This window comes from Bradyrhizobium canariense (assembly GCF_900105125.1).
In the GTDB taxonomy this organism is placed as follows: domain Bacteria; phylum Pseudomonadota; class Alphaproteobacteria; order Rhizobiales; family Xanthobacteraceae; genus Bradyrhizobium; species Bradyrhizobium canariense_A.
Genome location: NZ_LT629750.1, coordinates 640,451 through 653,992 on the forward strand (window position 1 = coordinate 640,451; position 13,542 = coordinate 653,992).

The following is a 13,542-nucleotide window of genomic DNA, read 5'->3' on the forward strand; positions in this document are numbered from 1 at the left end:
GCGGCGAGCCACCCGCTTTCTACCTTGGCAAGGAGATTCTCATGCCCTTACCCCAACTGTTCCAGCGCCTTGGCATCAGAAGTCCGGTGTTTCAGGCGCCGATCGGCGCCATCGCTTCCGCGGAACTAGCCGCCGCTGTGGCGGAAGCCGGTGGCGTTGGTCATCTCGCTTGTACCTGGCGCAGTCCGGACCAGCTTCGTGAGCTCTTGCTCAGGATGCGATCGCTGACGACGGGGCCATACGGAGCGAACTTCGTGCTGGATTTCCCGATCGACGAGCGTCTTGGCATTGCGCTCGAACACGGCGTGCCCGTCATTTCCTTTTTCTGGGGCGATGGGACCCCCCACCTTGGCCGCGTCAAGGCCGCCGGCGCCGTCGCCATACAAGTGATCGGTTCGGTTGATGATGCCAAGCGAGCCGCTGACGCAGGCTTCGATTTGATCGTCGCTCAGGGCATGGAAGCAGGTGGTCACGTGCGCGGCAGTCTCGGTACGATGACCCTGGTTCCGCAGGTGGTTGATGCGGTGACCCCACTGCCGGTTCTGGCCGGGGGCGGCATCGCGGATCGCAGAGGCGTAAAAGCTGCCGTCGATCTCGGCGCCGTTGGTGTCTGGGTCGGCACGCGATTTCTTGCCGCACAGGAAGCCAACATTCACGCCGATTATCTGGAGCGCGTTCTGGCTTCTTCAGGTGAGGACACGCTTTACTCGCAGCTTTTCGACGTCGGCTGGCCCAACGCTCCGCTCCGCAGCCTGAAGAACGCTACCACGAGAAGCTGGGAGGCGGCCGGACGTCCGCTCCCGCCACATCGCCCCGGCGAAGGCGAAATCGTCGCAAAACGCGCCGACGGGACCGGAATCCCACGCTATCACTTTGGGTCACCTACGCGCGAGGTCGTCGGCAATGCCGGCGCGATGGCGCTTTACGCGGGCGAAGCCGTGGGCCTCGTGAACTCAGTCGCACCCGCGCGAACGATAGTCGAAGAACTCGCGCAAGGAATCCCATAGGCGATTAGCTGGCCGTTGGGTTTGCGTGATGGCCCCGGCCCGTCCGGTTCTGGGCATGTTGGAGACACCCCAGCCGACTCTGAAGATGTCCGGTTGTCGGGGAAGGCCGGAAGCGCCGAACCAACTGTCGAACCGACGCGATTGACCGATATCGGAAGTAGCGGAGCTCTTATCAGAGCAACATTGTGTTCAGCCGAATTGATCGACCAGCGCCGACCACAAGGCCCACGTCTCGTCGTTGTCGTCGGCGCTGGGAGCCTCAACGGCGGTCTGCACCATGACAAGCTTAGAGGTCGGGTCAACGCAGACATACTGACCCTTGTATCCAATAAATGCGAACTGACGCCTGTCACCGGGAAACAACCACAAGAGATAACCATAGCCGAACTTCTTCGTTGCCCTACCCGGCAGCAGATAAGTGTCTGAAGCGCGTACCGTCGTCGCATCGATCATCCATTGCGCCGGAACGATCTGCTTGCCTCCCCATGCGCCGTTATGGGCCAGCAAACGACCGAGACGGGCATAATCGCGCAGCACCGCATTGAAGCCGAAGTGCGCCAGCTCAATTCCTTCTGCGTCTATCAACCATCTGGCATCCGCTTCCGCACCAACCGGCTCCCACACCTTCTCGCGCAGATAGTCGGACGCTGATTTGTTAACCGCGCTTTGAAGCACCATACCCAGCACATCGGGTTCTATGCTCGCGTAGTAAAATCTCGTTCCCGCTGGGGCTATGCGTTGATTGAATTGTACAATGCTATTGACCGTTCCTATCTTCGTGGTCGGAGACGCGATCCCCATGCCGTTCCACAGGCGATTGAGGTCGCGTCCTCCATCTCTGGTTTCCCCGAAATCGACGCCAGAGGACATGTGCAGCAGATCGCGGATCGACGTCCTGCCGTACTCGGTTCCCCTGAAGCCGGGTACATAGGCTTCCGGAGTGTCATCGACTGACTTGATTGCTCCCTCGGCGATTGCGATGCCAATCAACAGCCCAATGATCGACTTGACCATCGACTGAGATACGAAACGGTCGTGATCGGTTCGAGCATATTGATAATGCTCGAAGAGGATATGGTCGTCCTTGGCGATCAACAGCCCGGTGACCGGATTGCGCGATGCGTAGTCGATGGCCGAAAAGCGGCTTCCGCGAAAATCGTAGTAAATCTGTGCTGTCGAGCACTTGAACTTCCAGGGCGCTGCGGCCCGCTCGATGAGCCGTGTTGGATAGATTTGATCGAGATGGGTGAATACGCCAACACGATATTTGGGCTCCCAGGGGTCGCCCCGCCTTCGCGCTTCCACAATATCGGGGAGCGGGTAGTCCTCCTCTGCACCGTAAAGTTCGGCGTTCGGTCCGGTCGCGGAGAAGCTCGGACCGGTACAGTTTTGCGCTGGGCCGTGAAAATCCGGTTCCGCGCTAGCGGAAGAGCTACCGGCTAATACGCACCCGGCTGTAGCGGCCAACGCTGCAACAGTCTTACGGCGCGAGAGTAGCTCTGCCGACATCGAATGCCTCGAAGCTCTTTGAAAGTAGAAACTCAGGCTAACGGAAACTTCAAGGGGGAATGTCTCCTGTTGGCACAAAAACCGACGCGCGGGCCGAACCTGACAGATGCCGTAAGTGCATCGATGACAGGGCCTCGGATTGCTCCGAGGCCCTGTCACCAAGACAGCACAGTGCCGATCGCATCGGACGATCAGATGCCGGTGAGCACCTTGGCACCAGACTCGTAGATGCCGTCGATTACTTTTTTAGCATCGGCGTCCGACGCGTCTTTGGCATCATAGGTGCCCATCCATTTCAATGCCGAACCCTTGGGGTCTCCAGCCACGCTAATGGTCGAGTGATAGTTCGCGACCGGCAGCGGACTTGACAGGATGGTGTACGTGTAGCTGCGATTGGCGTTGTCCCAGTTCTCCAGCGCCTCGACGATGGTTCCACCACCTTTTAACGAGAGCGTCCGCTGCTTGCCATCCGCACTGAGGACGCATTTCTCAATCGCTGGATGCCATGCGGCGATCCCGCAAAAGTCGCCTACTTTTTTCCAAAGTGCGTCCGTCGACATCGACGACGTCATGGTAACGTTTGAATCCAATGCGAAAGCGGAGGCGGTCGAAATGCCGAGCACCGCTATTGCAGCAAGAGCCGTGTAACGCATGAAACTCCTCCCTATGTGTTTTTTGCAGATGCTTTAACTAGGCGATCTTACACCCAACACATCCCAAGTCTCGCTCCACCTGAACACGGCAAAGCACTCGACTTCGAATTTGGTGAGCGTAGGGCGGTTGAGCGAAGCGATATCGGGGAACCAATTGCGCGCTTTGGTCCCGCATCTCGCTGCGCTCATGCGGGCTACGGCCCATGGCTGATTTGGATGACTGATTTGCCCGACGGGCTGTTCGCGAATTTGGTGTCCAGTCCTTCAGCGAAAAATATTCCGCTTCTCCGCTTGCTAGACGCAGTTTTATTGACCTGCTGTCCCGCCTCGCCAGAGGGGCGTATCGCGATCGTCACGGACGTTGGGTGCGGGATGCGATGGACGCAAAGTGTCGAGCGCAATCCTTGCGCGGACGGGCGGCACTTTTGCGGACGGCGAAGTCGTGTGGTCCTGACGCCCCGACGCTGGCGTCAAGTTGGTCGATGATGCCTGCGCATCACGCAAGTGATGTCGCTTCGCATCACACCGATGACGGTGGCAAGAAAGCCCGGTCACCGGGGAGAGCACGAAGGAAACCGTTAAAACCATCGCGCAGGGAAAGCCGGGTGTTCCGGTGAACCTGTGGTGACTAACTCGTGTGCTTATCTACTTTGCACGCGAGGCCGCGGGTGCAGTGGGCACCCGGCTTTCCCTGCGCCCTTCCTTAAGGGTCGCCCTGCGCCCTCTGTTGTCAGAGGGCTTCTTCAGGCACAACTCGGGCGCTATCCACGCCGCGAGAATGTTGACTCACGCCGGCTCTTTGAAAATCAAATCGGAGGTACACGGCTGTTGCCGCGGAGCACACTCTGCTCTCTCCCCCCTTGTGGGGGAGAGCTGGAGAGGGGGGTACCGCAAGCGCCAGTGTGTGCGGCTTACCCCTCTCCCTAACCCTCCCCCACAAGGGGGGAGGGAACGCATCGAGTGATTAAATCGGCTTTCCCGCGTACGGCATCGAGGCGGTGAGGCCGCCATCGACCGGGAACGCCTGGCCGTTGACATAGGACGCCTCATCGCTGGCGAGGAATAATCCCATCGCCGCGAGTTCGTGCGGTTGGCCGGCGCGCTTCAACGGATTGAGCTGGCCGATCTTGTCCTGGGTGCCTCTTTCCTTGGCGCGGTCGAACACCGGCTTGGTCATGCCGGTCTCGATCAGGCCGGGGCACACCGCGTTGATCCGCACGCCGGTGCCGGAGAGCGAATAGGCTGTGGTTTGCACCAGGCTGATCACGCCAGCCTTGCTTGCCGCGTAGGGGTGGCCGCTGGCGCCGGACTTCAGGCCCGCCACCGAAGCCGTACACACGATCGAACCGTATTGCTGCTTGATCATATGCGGCATGGCATATTTGATCGCGAGGAACGGACCGATCAGGTTGATGCGGAGGATTTCCTGCCAGTGTTCGACGGTCTGTTCGGCGATCGGCACCAGCCCGCCGCTGATGCCGGCGTTGGCCCAGATCGCGTCCAGCCTGCCGTATTTCGACACGGCCTTGTCGATGAAAGCCCTGACGTCATTCTCGGAGCCGGCATCGGCGATCACGGCTTCCGCGATGCCGCCGGCCTTGTGCACTTGATCGACCGTCTCCTTGACGGCTTCGCTGCGGTCGACCGCGATCAGTTTGGCGCCTTCTTTGGTGAACAGCAGCGAAGCCGCCCTTCCGATGCCGCTTGCCGCGCCAGTGATGATGACGGATTTGCCTTCGAGGCGGCCCATGAGTTTCTCCCTGCTTACTTCTGATTTTAGCGCATGCCGTCATACGGAATTCGGGATTCTCTTGAGACCGCATCCGGTCTCACGTACAGCGGACGTCAAACACTATTGAAGGGTTTTCGAGATGTCCAATCCAGACAAGCCATTCGTTCTGCAGCATGCCGTTCCCACAGGCGTGGTCGCGACCAGATGGTGGTGGGTGCGTCACGCGCCGGTCCGCGAAGACAACGGCTGCATTTATGGCCAGAAGGACCTCGCCTGCGATACCAGCGATCGCGAGGTGTTCGAGGCGGTGGCGAAAATCCTGCCGCGCGATGCGGTCTGGTTTTCGAGCAACCTGAAGCGCACCCACCAGACTGCCGATGCGATCTGGGCTGCGGGATTTCCCAAGCCCGCCACAATGCAGCAGGAGGCGGCGCTTGCCGAACAAAATCTCGGCGAATGGCAGGGGCTGAATCGCGCGGCGTTCTTCGCGAGCCGCCCGATCGAAGTCGGCAGCTACTGGTTTGCGCCGATCGACGATCCGGCGCCGGGCGGCGAGAGTTTCATGGATCTCTACAACCGCGTCCGCGGCGTGATCGAACGGATCAACAACGAGCACGCCGGCAAGGACATCATCGCAGTGGCGCATGGCGGCACGATCAAGGCCGCCGTCGGCCTTGCGCTCGGCAACCAGCCGGAGCGGGGGCTCGCCTTCACCATCGACAATTGCTCGGTGACACGGCTCGATCATCTTACCAGCGACGGCCACAGCGGCTGGCGTATCCCGATGGTCAACCAGCAGCCGTGGATGGCGGATGCGGCCCACAACGCCATGCATCAGCCGGCAGGGCCGGAGATCGCCACGGCCAGCAAGCTGGCCTGAGCAAGCTGGCCTGAGATCGCCAGTTCGCTTAAAGTTGATCGCAACGACAACCGGCGATGCCGGATCAATATGTGGGAGGGAGACATGAGCTTGTTCGATATGTCGGGAAAGGTTGCCGTCATCACCGGCTCCACGCGCGGCATCGGCCGCGCCATCGCCGAGCGGATGGCCGAACATGGCGCCAAGGTGGTGATCTCGTCGCGCAAACAGGATGTGTGCGATCAGGTGACCAAGGAGATCAACGACAAGTTCGGGAAGGGGACCGCGGCATCGATCGCGGCGAATATCTCCAGCAAGGAAAACCTTCAGCACCTGGTCGACGAAAGCAATCGCGCCTTCGGCAAGATCGACGTGCTGGTCTGCAACGCCGCATCAAACCCGTATTATGGTCCGCTCGCCGGCATTTCCGACGACCAGTTCCGCAAGATTCTGGACAACAACATCGTCGCCAATAATTGGCTGACCAGCATGGTCGTGCCGCAGATGATCGAGCGCAAGGACGGCTCTGTCATCATCGTGTCGTCCATCGGTGGGCTGAAGGGTTCCACCATCCTTGGCGCCTACGCGATTTCGAAAGCGGCCGACATGCAGCTCGCGCGCAATCTCGCCTGCGAATATGGCAAGCACAATGTTCGCGTGAACTGCATCGCGCCGGGTTTGATCAAGACCGATTTCGCAAAGGCGCTGTGGGACAATCCGGAAAACCTGAAGGCGTCGACGGCGCGCTCGCCGCTGCTGCGCATCGGCATTCCCGACGAGATCGCGGGCGCCGCGGTGTTCCTGGGATCGGCGGCCGGTAACTTCATGACCGGGCAGACCATGGTCATCGACGGCGGCGCGACGATCAGTTGAGTTTTTCGCGTCATTCCGGGGCGCATCGCAGATGCGAACCCGGAATCTGGAGATGCGGCGCGAGATTCCCGGTTCAGCCCTATGGGCTGCCCCGGAAATGACGGTCACTCCACCGCCGCGTACACCAGGCTTCGCACCAGCGTGCGGAAATATTCGCGCTGGCCGGGGCCTTGCGACATCAACACGGCAAACAAGTCCTCCTTCGGGTCGATCCAGAAGAACGTGCCGGCCACGCCGCTCCAGAAAAACTGTCCAACCGAACCGGCAAACGGCGCCATACCTTGCTGGGTGCGCACGGCGAATCCGAGACCAAAGCTGTGGCCGGGCGGCAGCATGGCGCCCTGGACCTTGACGTTGGGGCCGAGATGATCGGAGGCCATCAGCTCCAGCGTCTTGCGGCCGACGATCCTGTTGCCGTCGAGCGAGCCGCCATTGAGCAGCATCTGGCAGAACCGGGCGTAATCCATGGTGGTGGAGACCAGGCCGCCGCCGCCGGATTCCATCGCCGGTTTTTCCAGCATGTTGAAGAGCTGCACCTTCTCGCCGTTCCAGGGATCGGTCGGGAACGGCTCGGCAAGGCGGCCGGCATTTTCCTCGCCAGTGTGAAATGCGGTCTCGGTCATTTGCAACGGCGCCAGAATGCGTTCGGTCAAGAACGCACCCAGCGTCTTGCCGGAAACGACTTCGAGGATGCAGCCCAGGATGTCGGTGGAGCGGCTGTAATTCCATTCCGCGCCCGGCTGGCAGATCAGCGGCAGGCTCGCGACCAGTGCGGCGTGTTCGGCGTTGGTGATCTTGCGGCTGCGCAGCCGCGACTGCTGATAAAGCTGCTGCACCAGGCTGTTACCGGTGTGGTCGTAGGTGATGCCGGAAGTGTGCCGCAACAGATCCTGGACCGTCATCGGCCGGTTGACCGGAACCAGGTCGAGCTTGCCGTTGTTCTCCACCCCGACCTTCTGGTCGGCAAATTCCGGAATGAATTTCGCGACGGGATCGCTCAGCAGAAGATGGCCGTCTTCCAGCAGCATCATGATGCCGATGGAGACGATCGGCTTGGTCATCGAGAACACGCGGAAGATCGTATTGTGCGCCATCGGTGCGCTTGCCGCCGGGCTTTGCCGTCCGATCGCATCGAACCAGCCGATCTGGCCACGGCGCCCGACCAGCACGGTCACGCCAGGCGTATTTCCCTTGTCGACCTCACGCTTGAACGCGTCCGACATCCGCTGCAAGCGGACGGATGAAAGCCCGATCGATTCCGGCTTGGCCTGGGGGAGGGATGGCGTTTGCGGGGCGGTGGTTTGCTTGGCGGCGATCTGCGGGTTCATGGTCTCTCCCGTTTGCTTTTGTTGTCGCGGCGAGGGGCAATTCCCATTGGCTGCGGTGACCAAGTTTGGCGCAGAACCCATCTCTTGAATAGGGGCTTGAATTGGGTGTTTGACGGGGTACTTGAACAGGAGTTGACCGCTTCGCCCTTGCAATCGGGGCGTTGCCTATGCTTGAAACGGCGCGGATCGGCGACGACGCTTAGTTCCGTAGGGGTGTAGCTCAGTTGGTAGAGTACCGGTCTCCAAAACCGGGTGTCGCAGGTTCGAGCCCTGCCGCCCCTGCCAGTCGCGTCATCGAGCCTCAAGCCATCCAATCTCAAGCCATCCAGCCTCAATAATAAAAAACGGAGATACCCATGCGACAATGGATCTATGCCGTGTCGACTTCGCTTGCCCTGCTAGGCGCGGTCGGCCAGGCCAAAGCTATGCCCCTCGACCGCTTCGTGCCGTCGGCAATCCCCAGTGATGTGGAACAGACCCAGTTCATCTACAGCGGACGAAACTACTGCTGGTATGACGACGGCTGGCGCGGTCCCGGCTACTACTGGTGTGGCTACGCCTTCCGCCGCGGCTTGGGCTGGGGTGGCGGCGTGGGATGGCATGGCTGGGGACATGGCGGACCTGGCCGAGTCGTGGGACGGCCGGTCGGACGACCCGGCCCCGTTGGCAGGCCCGGTGGAGGACGTCCGGGTGGCGGACGCCCCGGCGGCGGCCACGATCACCACTAGAACAAAGAAGTAAGCGACCCCGGCGCTTCCCGCGCTGGGGCCGTTTCTGGGCGGACCCCGTACCTTGACGTTTTGCCCTTCTGGCAGTAGATAGCGGCGACCTGTTGCCGGCCCGTTTTGCGGATATCCGGCGCGGCTTTGAATTCCCCCGAACAATCGAGCCCGCTGGCCGGCTCATCCTTCGAGAGAGGGTTGGGCGCTAGAGGGCTGTTCGGATTTCCTTGAAATCTAACAATCGTCTCACGACGGACGCGGATCACAACGATGGCTTTCAGCCCGTTCAAATTCCTGCAGGAAGTGCGCTCGGAGACCAACAAGGTCACCTGGCCGACCCGCCGCGAGACGACGATCACCACGATCATGGTGTTCGTGATGGTCGCGCTGGCTTCGATCTTCTTTTTCGCCGCGGATCAGATCATCCGCTATCTCGTTACCTTTTTGCTCGGCATTCATTAATGGCAAGCGCCGGAACTGGAATGATGGACAAGCGCTGGTATATCGTTCACGCCTATTCGAACTTCGAAAAGAAGGTCTCGGAATCGATCCGCGAGCAGGCGAAGCAACGCGGGCTCGAGGATTTGTTCGAGCAGGTGCTGGTGCCGACCGAAAAGGTCACGGAAGTGCGCCGCGGCCGCAAGATCGACGCCGAGCGCAAGTTCTTCCCGGGCTACGTGCTGGTGAAGATGCAACTGACCGACGAGGCGTTCCATCTCATCAAGAACACCCCGAAGGTGACGGGTTTCCTCGGCGCGGAAAACAAGCCGATGCCGATCTCGGAAGCCGAAGCGATGCGGATCCTGCACCAGGTGCAGGAAGGCGTCGAACGCCCGAAGGCCTCGGTCTCCTTCGAGATCGGCGAGAATGTGCGCGTGGCCGATGGTCCATTCGCGTCGTTCTCCGGTGTGGTCGAGGAAATCGACGAGGCGCGCTCACGCGTGAAGGTCGCGGTGTCGATCTTCGGACGCGCCACGCCGGTCGAACTGGAATTCGGTCAGGTCGAAAAGGTCTGATCGAGAATGGCGTGAAGCGCCGCTTCGTGCAAAAGCGCGAAGTGCGTTTTCTCGCAAGAGAGGCCGTGGGAGGGTAGGGTAGTCGCCAACTGCTTTCATCCGAACCACGAAACCTGAACCCGCCGGCATCGTCCGGCACAACAGGAGTGATACATGGCAAAGAAAGTGACCGGATACCTGAAATTGCAGGTGCCGGCCGGTGCGGCGAATCCTTCGCCCCCGATCGGTCCCGCGCTTGGTCAGCGCGGTCTCAATATCATGGAATTCTGCAAGGCGTTCAACGCGCAGACCCAGAAGGAAGAAAAGAACACGCCGATTCCGGTGGTGATCACGATCTATGCCGATCGTTCCTTCACCTTCGAGATGAAAACGCCGCCGATGTCCTTCTTCCTCAAGCAGGCGGCCAAGATCCAGTCCGGTTCGAAAGCTCCGGGCCGCGACAAGGCCGGCGCGGTGACCAAAGCGCAGGTGCGCGAGATCGCCGAGAAGAAGATGAAGGATCTGAATTGCGATACCGTCGAGTCGGCCATGAAGATGGTCGAGGGCTCTGCCCGTTCGATGGGTCTGGAAGTTGCGGGGTAACGGACCATGGCAATCGGAAAACGTTTGAATAAGGCCCGCGAGGGTGTTGACCGCGAAAAGCTCTATCCGCTGGTGGATGCCATCAAGATGGTCAAGGAGCGCGCCAAGTCGAAGTTCGACGAGACCATCGAGATTGCGATCAATCTCGGTGTCGATCCGCGTCATGCCGACCAGATGGTTCGTGGCGTCGTCAATCTGCCGAACGGTACCGGCCGTACGCTGCGCGTTGGCGTGTTCGCACGCGGCGCCAAGGCTGAAGAGGCCAAGGCTGCGGGCGCTGATGTCGTCGGCGCCGAAGACCTGGTTGAGAAGGTGCAGGGCGGCCAGATCGATTTCGATCGCTGTATCGCAACGCCCGACATGATGCCGCTGGTCGGCCGCCTCGGTAAGGTGCTCGGCCCGCGCGGCATGATGCCGAACCCGAAGATCGGCACCGTGACCATGGATGTCACTTCGGCCGTCAAGGGCGCCAAGGGCGGCTCGGTCGAATTCCGCGTCGAGAAGGCCGGCATCGTGCAGGCCGGCATCGGCAAGGCGTCATTCTCCGAGGACAAGCTGGTGCAGAACGTCAAGGCGCTCGCCGATGCGGTCGCCAAGGCGAAGCCCGCCGGCTCCAAGGGCACCTACATCCAGCGCGTCGCGGTTTCCTCGACCATGGGACCGGGCGTCAAGGTTGAGCCGGGCACGCTGCTCGGTTAAGGTTTCAGAGACAAGCATGAGAACAGGGGCGGAATTGGGCAACCAGTTCCGCCCCTTGCGTTTGAGGGAAATCCGCCGATGCCCGAAAAAGTCCTGATCTATTCACGTTTTCCCAAGGCCCTGATGCTGCGCATCGGCGAGCGTTTTGAGCTTCTGGACGCCGGCGGCAAGCCGCCGAACGAAGTCTTTGCGGCAGACCAGCTCTCCGACATTCGCGCCATGATCACCGCGGGCGGCACGCCGCTCGGCGGTGACATGATGGACATGATGCCGAAGCTGGGCGCGATCGTCTGCTACGGCACTGGCTACGACGGCGTCGATCTTGCGGCGGCCAGGAAGCGCAAGATCACGGTCGGCCATAGCCCGGGTGCGAATGCATCCTCGGTCGCCGACATCGCGGTGACCCTGATGCTGGCGGCGACGCGGCGTTTGCTGGTCGCTGACAATTACGTGCGGAGCGGCGACTGGGCCGCCACAAAACCATCGCCGATGATGCGTCCGCAACCCGGCATGCCCGGCCGCCGCATCGGCGTCTACGGCATGGGTGAAATCGGCCGCAAGATTGCGTCCCGCGTCGCGGCGTTCGAGAGCGAGGTCGGCTATTTCAGCCGCAGCCAGCACGATGTGCCCTATCGATATTTCCCGAGCCTCGACGCGTTGGCGGAATGGTGCAGCGTGCTGATGATTGCGGTTCGCGCCGGCGCCGATACCCATCACGCCGTCGATGCAAACATTCTGAAAAAGCTCGGCGAGGACGGTTACGTCGTCAACATCGCGCGCGGCTCGGTGATCGATCAGGCGGCTTTGATCGCAGCGCTCGAAAGCAAGACCATCGCCGGCGCCGGCCTCGACGTTTACGAGAAGGAGCCGCATCCGCCGGATGCGCTGACCGCTTTTCCGAATGTCGTGCTCAGCCCGCATATCGGCGGCCACACGCTCGAGTCGCATACCGCGATGCAGGATTGCGTGATGGCCAATCTCGGGGCGTATTTCGCCGGTAGCCCGCTGCCTTATGCAGTGAAGGGCGGCTAAAAAGGGCTGTTTCGAGGACAAAATTCGCTGAAATGGCGATATGCCAAATTGGTGCGAATTTTGCTCTTGGCAAGCCGGAAAAGACTCGTTAAACGATCCGTTCCGGACGTGCTGGCTCTCGCTGGCCCGTCTGTGTTCGCATTCCGAAAACCCGATACGACAGGAGACCATTCCTTTCAGGACGTCCGTATGGATTGCTCGAAAGGGAAGGGACCCGTCGCCTTGGTGGAATGCGAGCAGGGGTGTTCCGGCGTGCCGGATAACCTCGATCCTGTCCAAGACTGCAGGCGCCCGCGGTGAAACGCAAGTTTTTCCAACGGCTTAATCGCATGGCCTGCATAGACGGGTGAAGACCGGATTTCGCTTTGCGTCGCCTCTCGCGGCGTAACGTAGTTTGGTTCGAACCTCGACACCCCGCGCCATCAGGTTCGGGAGGGCAGGCTTTTTAATGTCGTCTTGCCCGGCGTGTCCTTTGGACTGGTGTCTTGAGGTCAGGTGTTGGGCGGGGCGATGGGTGTAACCCGGCGGTCCTGCCGTTAAGGCTGGGATCGCCAACCGGAGAGAGCTTGCTGTGGAAAGAGCGGCAAAAAAGGACGCGGTCGAGTCGCTGAACGAGGTCTTCAAGGCCACCAGCGTTGCGGTCGTCGCCCACTATTCCGGCCTCACCGTGGCCCAGATGCAGAAGCTGCGCATGCAGATGAAGCAGGCGGGCGCGTCGGTGAAGGTCTCGAAAAACCGTCTCGCCAAAATTGCTCTTGAAGGCACTGACGTCGTTGCCATCGGCTCCCTGCTGAAGGGACCGACCGTGATCGCGACTTCAAACGATCCGGTAGCGGCGCCAAAGGTTGCCATCGAATTCGCCAAGGCGAACGAGAAGTTCGTCATTCTCGGCGGATCGATGGGTAAAACCGTCCTGGATGTTAACGGCGTCAAGGCGCTTGCCGCGTTGCCGTCGCTCGATGAACTGCGCGCGAAGCTCCTCGGCCTCCTTGTGGCGCCGGCGACCAAGATCGCTCAGCTCTCGACTGCGCCCGCGGCCAAGCTCGCGCGCGTCGTCCAGGCTTATGCCTCAAAGAGCGAAGCGGCCTGACGCCCTTCGCACATCAACCTGGTTCGAACCAATACGTTTAAGGAAACAGATCAATGGCTGACCTACAGAAAATCGTCGACGACCTCTCGAGCCTCACGGTGCTCGAAGCTGCCGAGCTCGCAAAGCTCCTTGAAGAGAAGTGGGGCGTGTCCGCCGCTGCCGCCGTTGCGGTAGCCGGTCCGGCCGGTGGCGGCGCTGCCGCTGCTCCGGTTGAAGAAAAGACCGAGTTCACGGTCGTTCTGGCCGCCGCTGGCGAAAAGAAGATCGAAGTCATCAAGGAAGTCCGTGCCATCACCGGTCTCGGCCTCAAGGAAGCCAAGGACCTCGTCGAAGGCGCGCCGAAGCCCGTCAAGGAAGGCGTCAACAAGGACGAAGCCGAAAAGCTCAAGGCCCAGCTCGAGAAGGCTGGCGCCAAGGTCGAGCTCAAGTAACCACGGGTT

Annotated in this window: 15 protein-coding genes and 1 tRNA gene; 12 read left to right on the forward strand and 4 right to left on the reverse strand. The window is 60.8% G+C overall.

From position 1 onward, the window contains the following. The first annotated feature begins 41 nt into the window (after positions 1 to 41). The gene (locus BLV09_RS03150) at positions 42 to 1,007 is read left to right on the forward strand and encodes an NAD(P)H-dependent flavin oxidoreductase (RefSeq protein WP_146686291.1); all 966 of its coding nucleotides are present in this window, start codon (positions 42 to 44) and stop codon (positions 1,005 to 1,007) included. A 189-nt stretch (positions 1,008 to 1,196) separates the two neighbouring features. On the opposite strand, the gene BLV09_RS03155 is transcribed toward BLV09_RS03150, so the two are convergent. The 3 genes from BLV09_RS03155 to BLV09_RS03165 all read right to left on the reverse strand — a co-directional run bounded on the left by BLV09_RS03155 (position 1,197) and on the right by BLV09_RS03165 (position 4,919). Further along, positions 1,197 to 2,516, reverse strand: a complete 1,320-nt coding sequence (locus tag BLV09_RS03155; protein ID WP_146686292.1) for a serine hydrolase domain-containing protein — start codon at positions 2,514 to 2,516, stop codon at positions 1,197 to 1,199. 191 nt (positions 2,517 to 2,707) lie between these two features. Continuing rightward, a complete protein-coding gene (locus BLV09_RS03160) occupies positions 2,708 to 3,169 on the reverse strand; it encodes an SRPBCC family protein (RefSeq protein WP_100382436.1) in 462 nt (153 codons plus the stop codon). A gap of 964 nt (positions 3,170 to 4,133) precedes the next feature. Beyond that, positions 4,134 to 4,919, reverse strand: a complete 786-nt coding sequence (locus BLV09_RS03165; protein ID WP_146686293.1) for an SDR family NAD(P)-dependent oxidoreductase — start codon at positions 4,917 to 4,919, stop codon at positions 4,134 to 4,136. 121 nt (positions 4,920 to 5,040) lie between these two features. On the opposite strand from BLV09_RS03165, the gene BLV09_RS03170 reads away from it, so the two are divergent. Both BLV09_RS03170 and BLV09_RS03175 read left to right on the forward strand, forming a co-directional pair. Then, a complete protein-coding gene (locus BLV09_RS03170; protein WP_146686294.1) occupies positions 5,041 to 5,781 on the forward strand; it encodes a histidine phosphatase family protein in 741 nt (246 codons plus the stop codon). 84 nt (positions 5,782 to 5,865) lie between these two features. Beyond that, positions 5,866 to 6,633 carry an SDR family NAD(P)-dependent oxidoreductase gene (locus tag BLV09_RS03175; RefSeq protein WP_100382433.1) on the forward strand — a complete coding sequence of 256 codons (768 nt, stop codon included), beginning with the start codon at positions 5,866 to 5,868 and terminating at the stop codon, positions 6,631 to 6,633. 104 nt (positions 6,634 to 6,737) lie between these two features. On the opposite strand, the gene BLV09_RS03180 is transcribed toward BLV09_RS03175, so the two are convergent. Further along, positions 6,738 to 7,961 (reverse strand): serine hydrolase domain-containing protein, encoded by a 1,224-nt coding sequence (locus BLV09_RS03180; protein WP_146686295.1) that lies wholly within the window; start codon positions 7,959 to 7,961, stop codon positions 6,738 to 6,740. 209 nt (positions 7,962 to 8,170) lie between these two features. Here BLV09_RS03180 and BLV09_RS03185 point away from each other — a divergent pair. From BLV09_RS03185 to rplL, 9 genes are all read left to right on the forward strand, one after another. After that, positions 8,171 to 8,246 (forward strand) — tRNA-Trp (locus BLV09_RS03185). A gap of 71 nt (positions 8,247 to 8,317) precedes the next feature. Continuing rightward, positions 8,318 to 8,689 (forward strand): hypothetical protein, encoded by a 372-nt coding sequence (locus BLV09_RS03190; RefSeq protein WP_146686296.1) that lies wholly within the window; start codon positions 8,318 to 8,320, stop codon positions 8,687 to 8,689. A gap of 264 nt (positions 8,690 to 8,953) precedes the next feature. Beyond that, on the forward strand, positions 8,954 to 9,145 hold the full coding sequence (gene secE, locus BLV09_RS03195; protein ID WP_079603871.1) for a preprotein translocase subunit SecE: 192 nt from the start codon (positions 8,954 to 8,956) through the stop codon (positions 9,143 to 9,145). 23 nt (positions 9,146 to 9,168) lie between these two features. Next, a complete protein-coding gene (nusG, locus tag BLV09_RS03200) occupies positions 9,169 to 9,699 on the forward strand; it encodes a transcription termination/antitermination protein NusG (RefSeq protein ID WP_100386935.1) in 531 nt (176 codons plus the stop codon). A 153-nt stretch (positions 9,700 to 9,852) separates the two neighbouring features. After that, the gene (gene rplK / locus BLV09_RS03205) at positions 9,853 to 10,281 is read left to right on the forward strand and encodes a 50S ribosomal protein L11 (protein WP_100382430.1); all 429 of its coding nucleotides are present in this window, start codon (positions 9,853 to 9,855) and stop codon (positions 10,279 to 10,281) included. 6 nt (positions 10,282 to 10,287) lie between these two features. Further along, positions 10,288 to 10,980: a 50S ribosomal protein L1 gene (gene rplA / locus BLV09_RS03210; protein WP_100382429.1), complete on the forward strand. Its 693-nt coding sequence runs from the start codon at positions 10,288 to 10,290 to the stop codon at positions 10,978 to 10,980. Between the two features lie 78 nt (positions 10,981 to 11,058). Further along, positions 11,059 to 12,012, forward strand: a complete 954-nt coding sequence (locus tag BLV09_RS03215) for a 2-hydroxyacid dehydrogenase (RefSeq protein WP_146686297.1) — start codon at positions 11,059 to 11,061, stop codon at positions 12,010 to 12,012. A 571-nt stretch (positions 12,013 to 12,583) separates the two neighbouring features. After that, the gene (gene rplJ, locus BLV09_RS03220) at positions 12,584 to 13,102 is read left to right on the forward strand and encodes a 50S ribosomal protein L10 (RefSeq protein WP_100382427.1); all 519 of its coding nucleotides are present in this window, start codon (positions 12,584 to 12,586) and stop codon (positions 13,100 to 13,102) included. Positions 13,103 to 13,155: 53 nt separating this feature from the next. Beyond that, the gene (rplL, locus tag BLV09_RS03225; RefSeq protein WP_100382426.1) at positions 13,156 to 13,533 is read left to right on the forward strand and encodes a 50S ribosomal protein L7/L12; all 378 of its coding nucleotides are present in this window, start codon (positions 13,156 to 13,158) and stop codon (positions 13,531 to 13,533) included. The last annotated feature ends 9 nt before the right edge of the window (positions 13,534 to 13,542 follow it).

Coding starts and splice junctions, on each gene's coding strand:
- BLV09_RS03150 (WP_146686291.1), top strand. CDS start 42: ATGCCCTTACCCCAACTGTTCCAGCGCCTTGGCATCAGAAGTCCGGTG.
- BLV09_RS03155 (WP_146686292.1), bottom strand. CDS start 2,516: ATGTCGGCAGAGCTACTCTCGCGCCGTAAGACTGTTGCAGCGTTGGCC.
- BLV09_RS03160 (WP_100382436.1), bottom strand. CDS start 3,169: ATGCGTTACACGGCTCTTGCTGCAATAGCGGTGCTCGGCATTTCGACC.
- BLV09_RS03165 (WP_146686293.1), bottom strand. CDS start 4,919: ATGGGCCGCCTCGAAGGCAAATCCGTCATCATCACTGGCGCGGCAAGC.
- BLV09_RS03170 (WP_146686294.1), top strand. CDS start 5,041: ATGTCCAATCCAGACAAGCCATTCGTTCTGCAGCATGCCGTTCCCACA.
- BLV09_RS03175 (WP_100382433.1), top strand. CDS start 5,866: ATGAGCTTGTTCGATATGTCGGGAAAGGTTGCCGTCATCACCGGCTCC.
- BLV09_RS03180 (WP_146686295.1), bottom strand. CDS start 7,961: ATGAACCCGCAGATCGCCGCCAAGCAAACCACCGCCCCGCAAACGCCA.
- BLV09_RS03190 (WP_146686296.1), top strand. CDS start 8,318: ATGCGACAATGGATCTATGCCGTGTCGACTTCGCTTGCCCTGCTAGGC.
- secE (WP_079603871.1), top strand. CDS start 8,954: ATGGCTTTCAGCCCGTTCAAATTCCTGCAGGAAGTGCGCTCGGAGACC.
- nusG (WP_100386935.1), top strand. CDS start 9,169: ATGGACAAGCGCTGGTATATCGTTCACGCCTATTCGAACTTCGAAAAG.
- rplK (WP_100382430.1), top strand. CDS start 9,853: ATGGCAAAGAAAGTGACCGGATACCTGAAATTGCAGGTGCCGGCCGGT.
- rplA (WP_100382429.1), top strand. CDS start 10,288: ATGGCAATCGGAAAACGTTTGAATAAGGCCCGCGAGGGTGTTGACCGC.
- BLV09_RS03215 (WP_146686297.1), top strand. CDS start 11,059: ATGCCCGAAAAAGTCCTGATCTATTCACGTTTTCCCAAGGCCCTGATG.
- rplL (WP_100382426.1), top strand. CDS start 13,156: ATGGCTGACCTACAGAAAATCGTCGACGACCTCTCGAGCCTCACGGTG.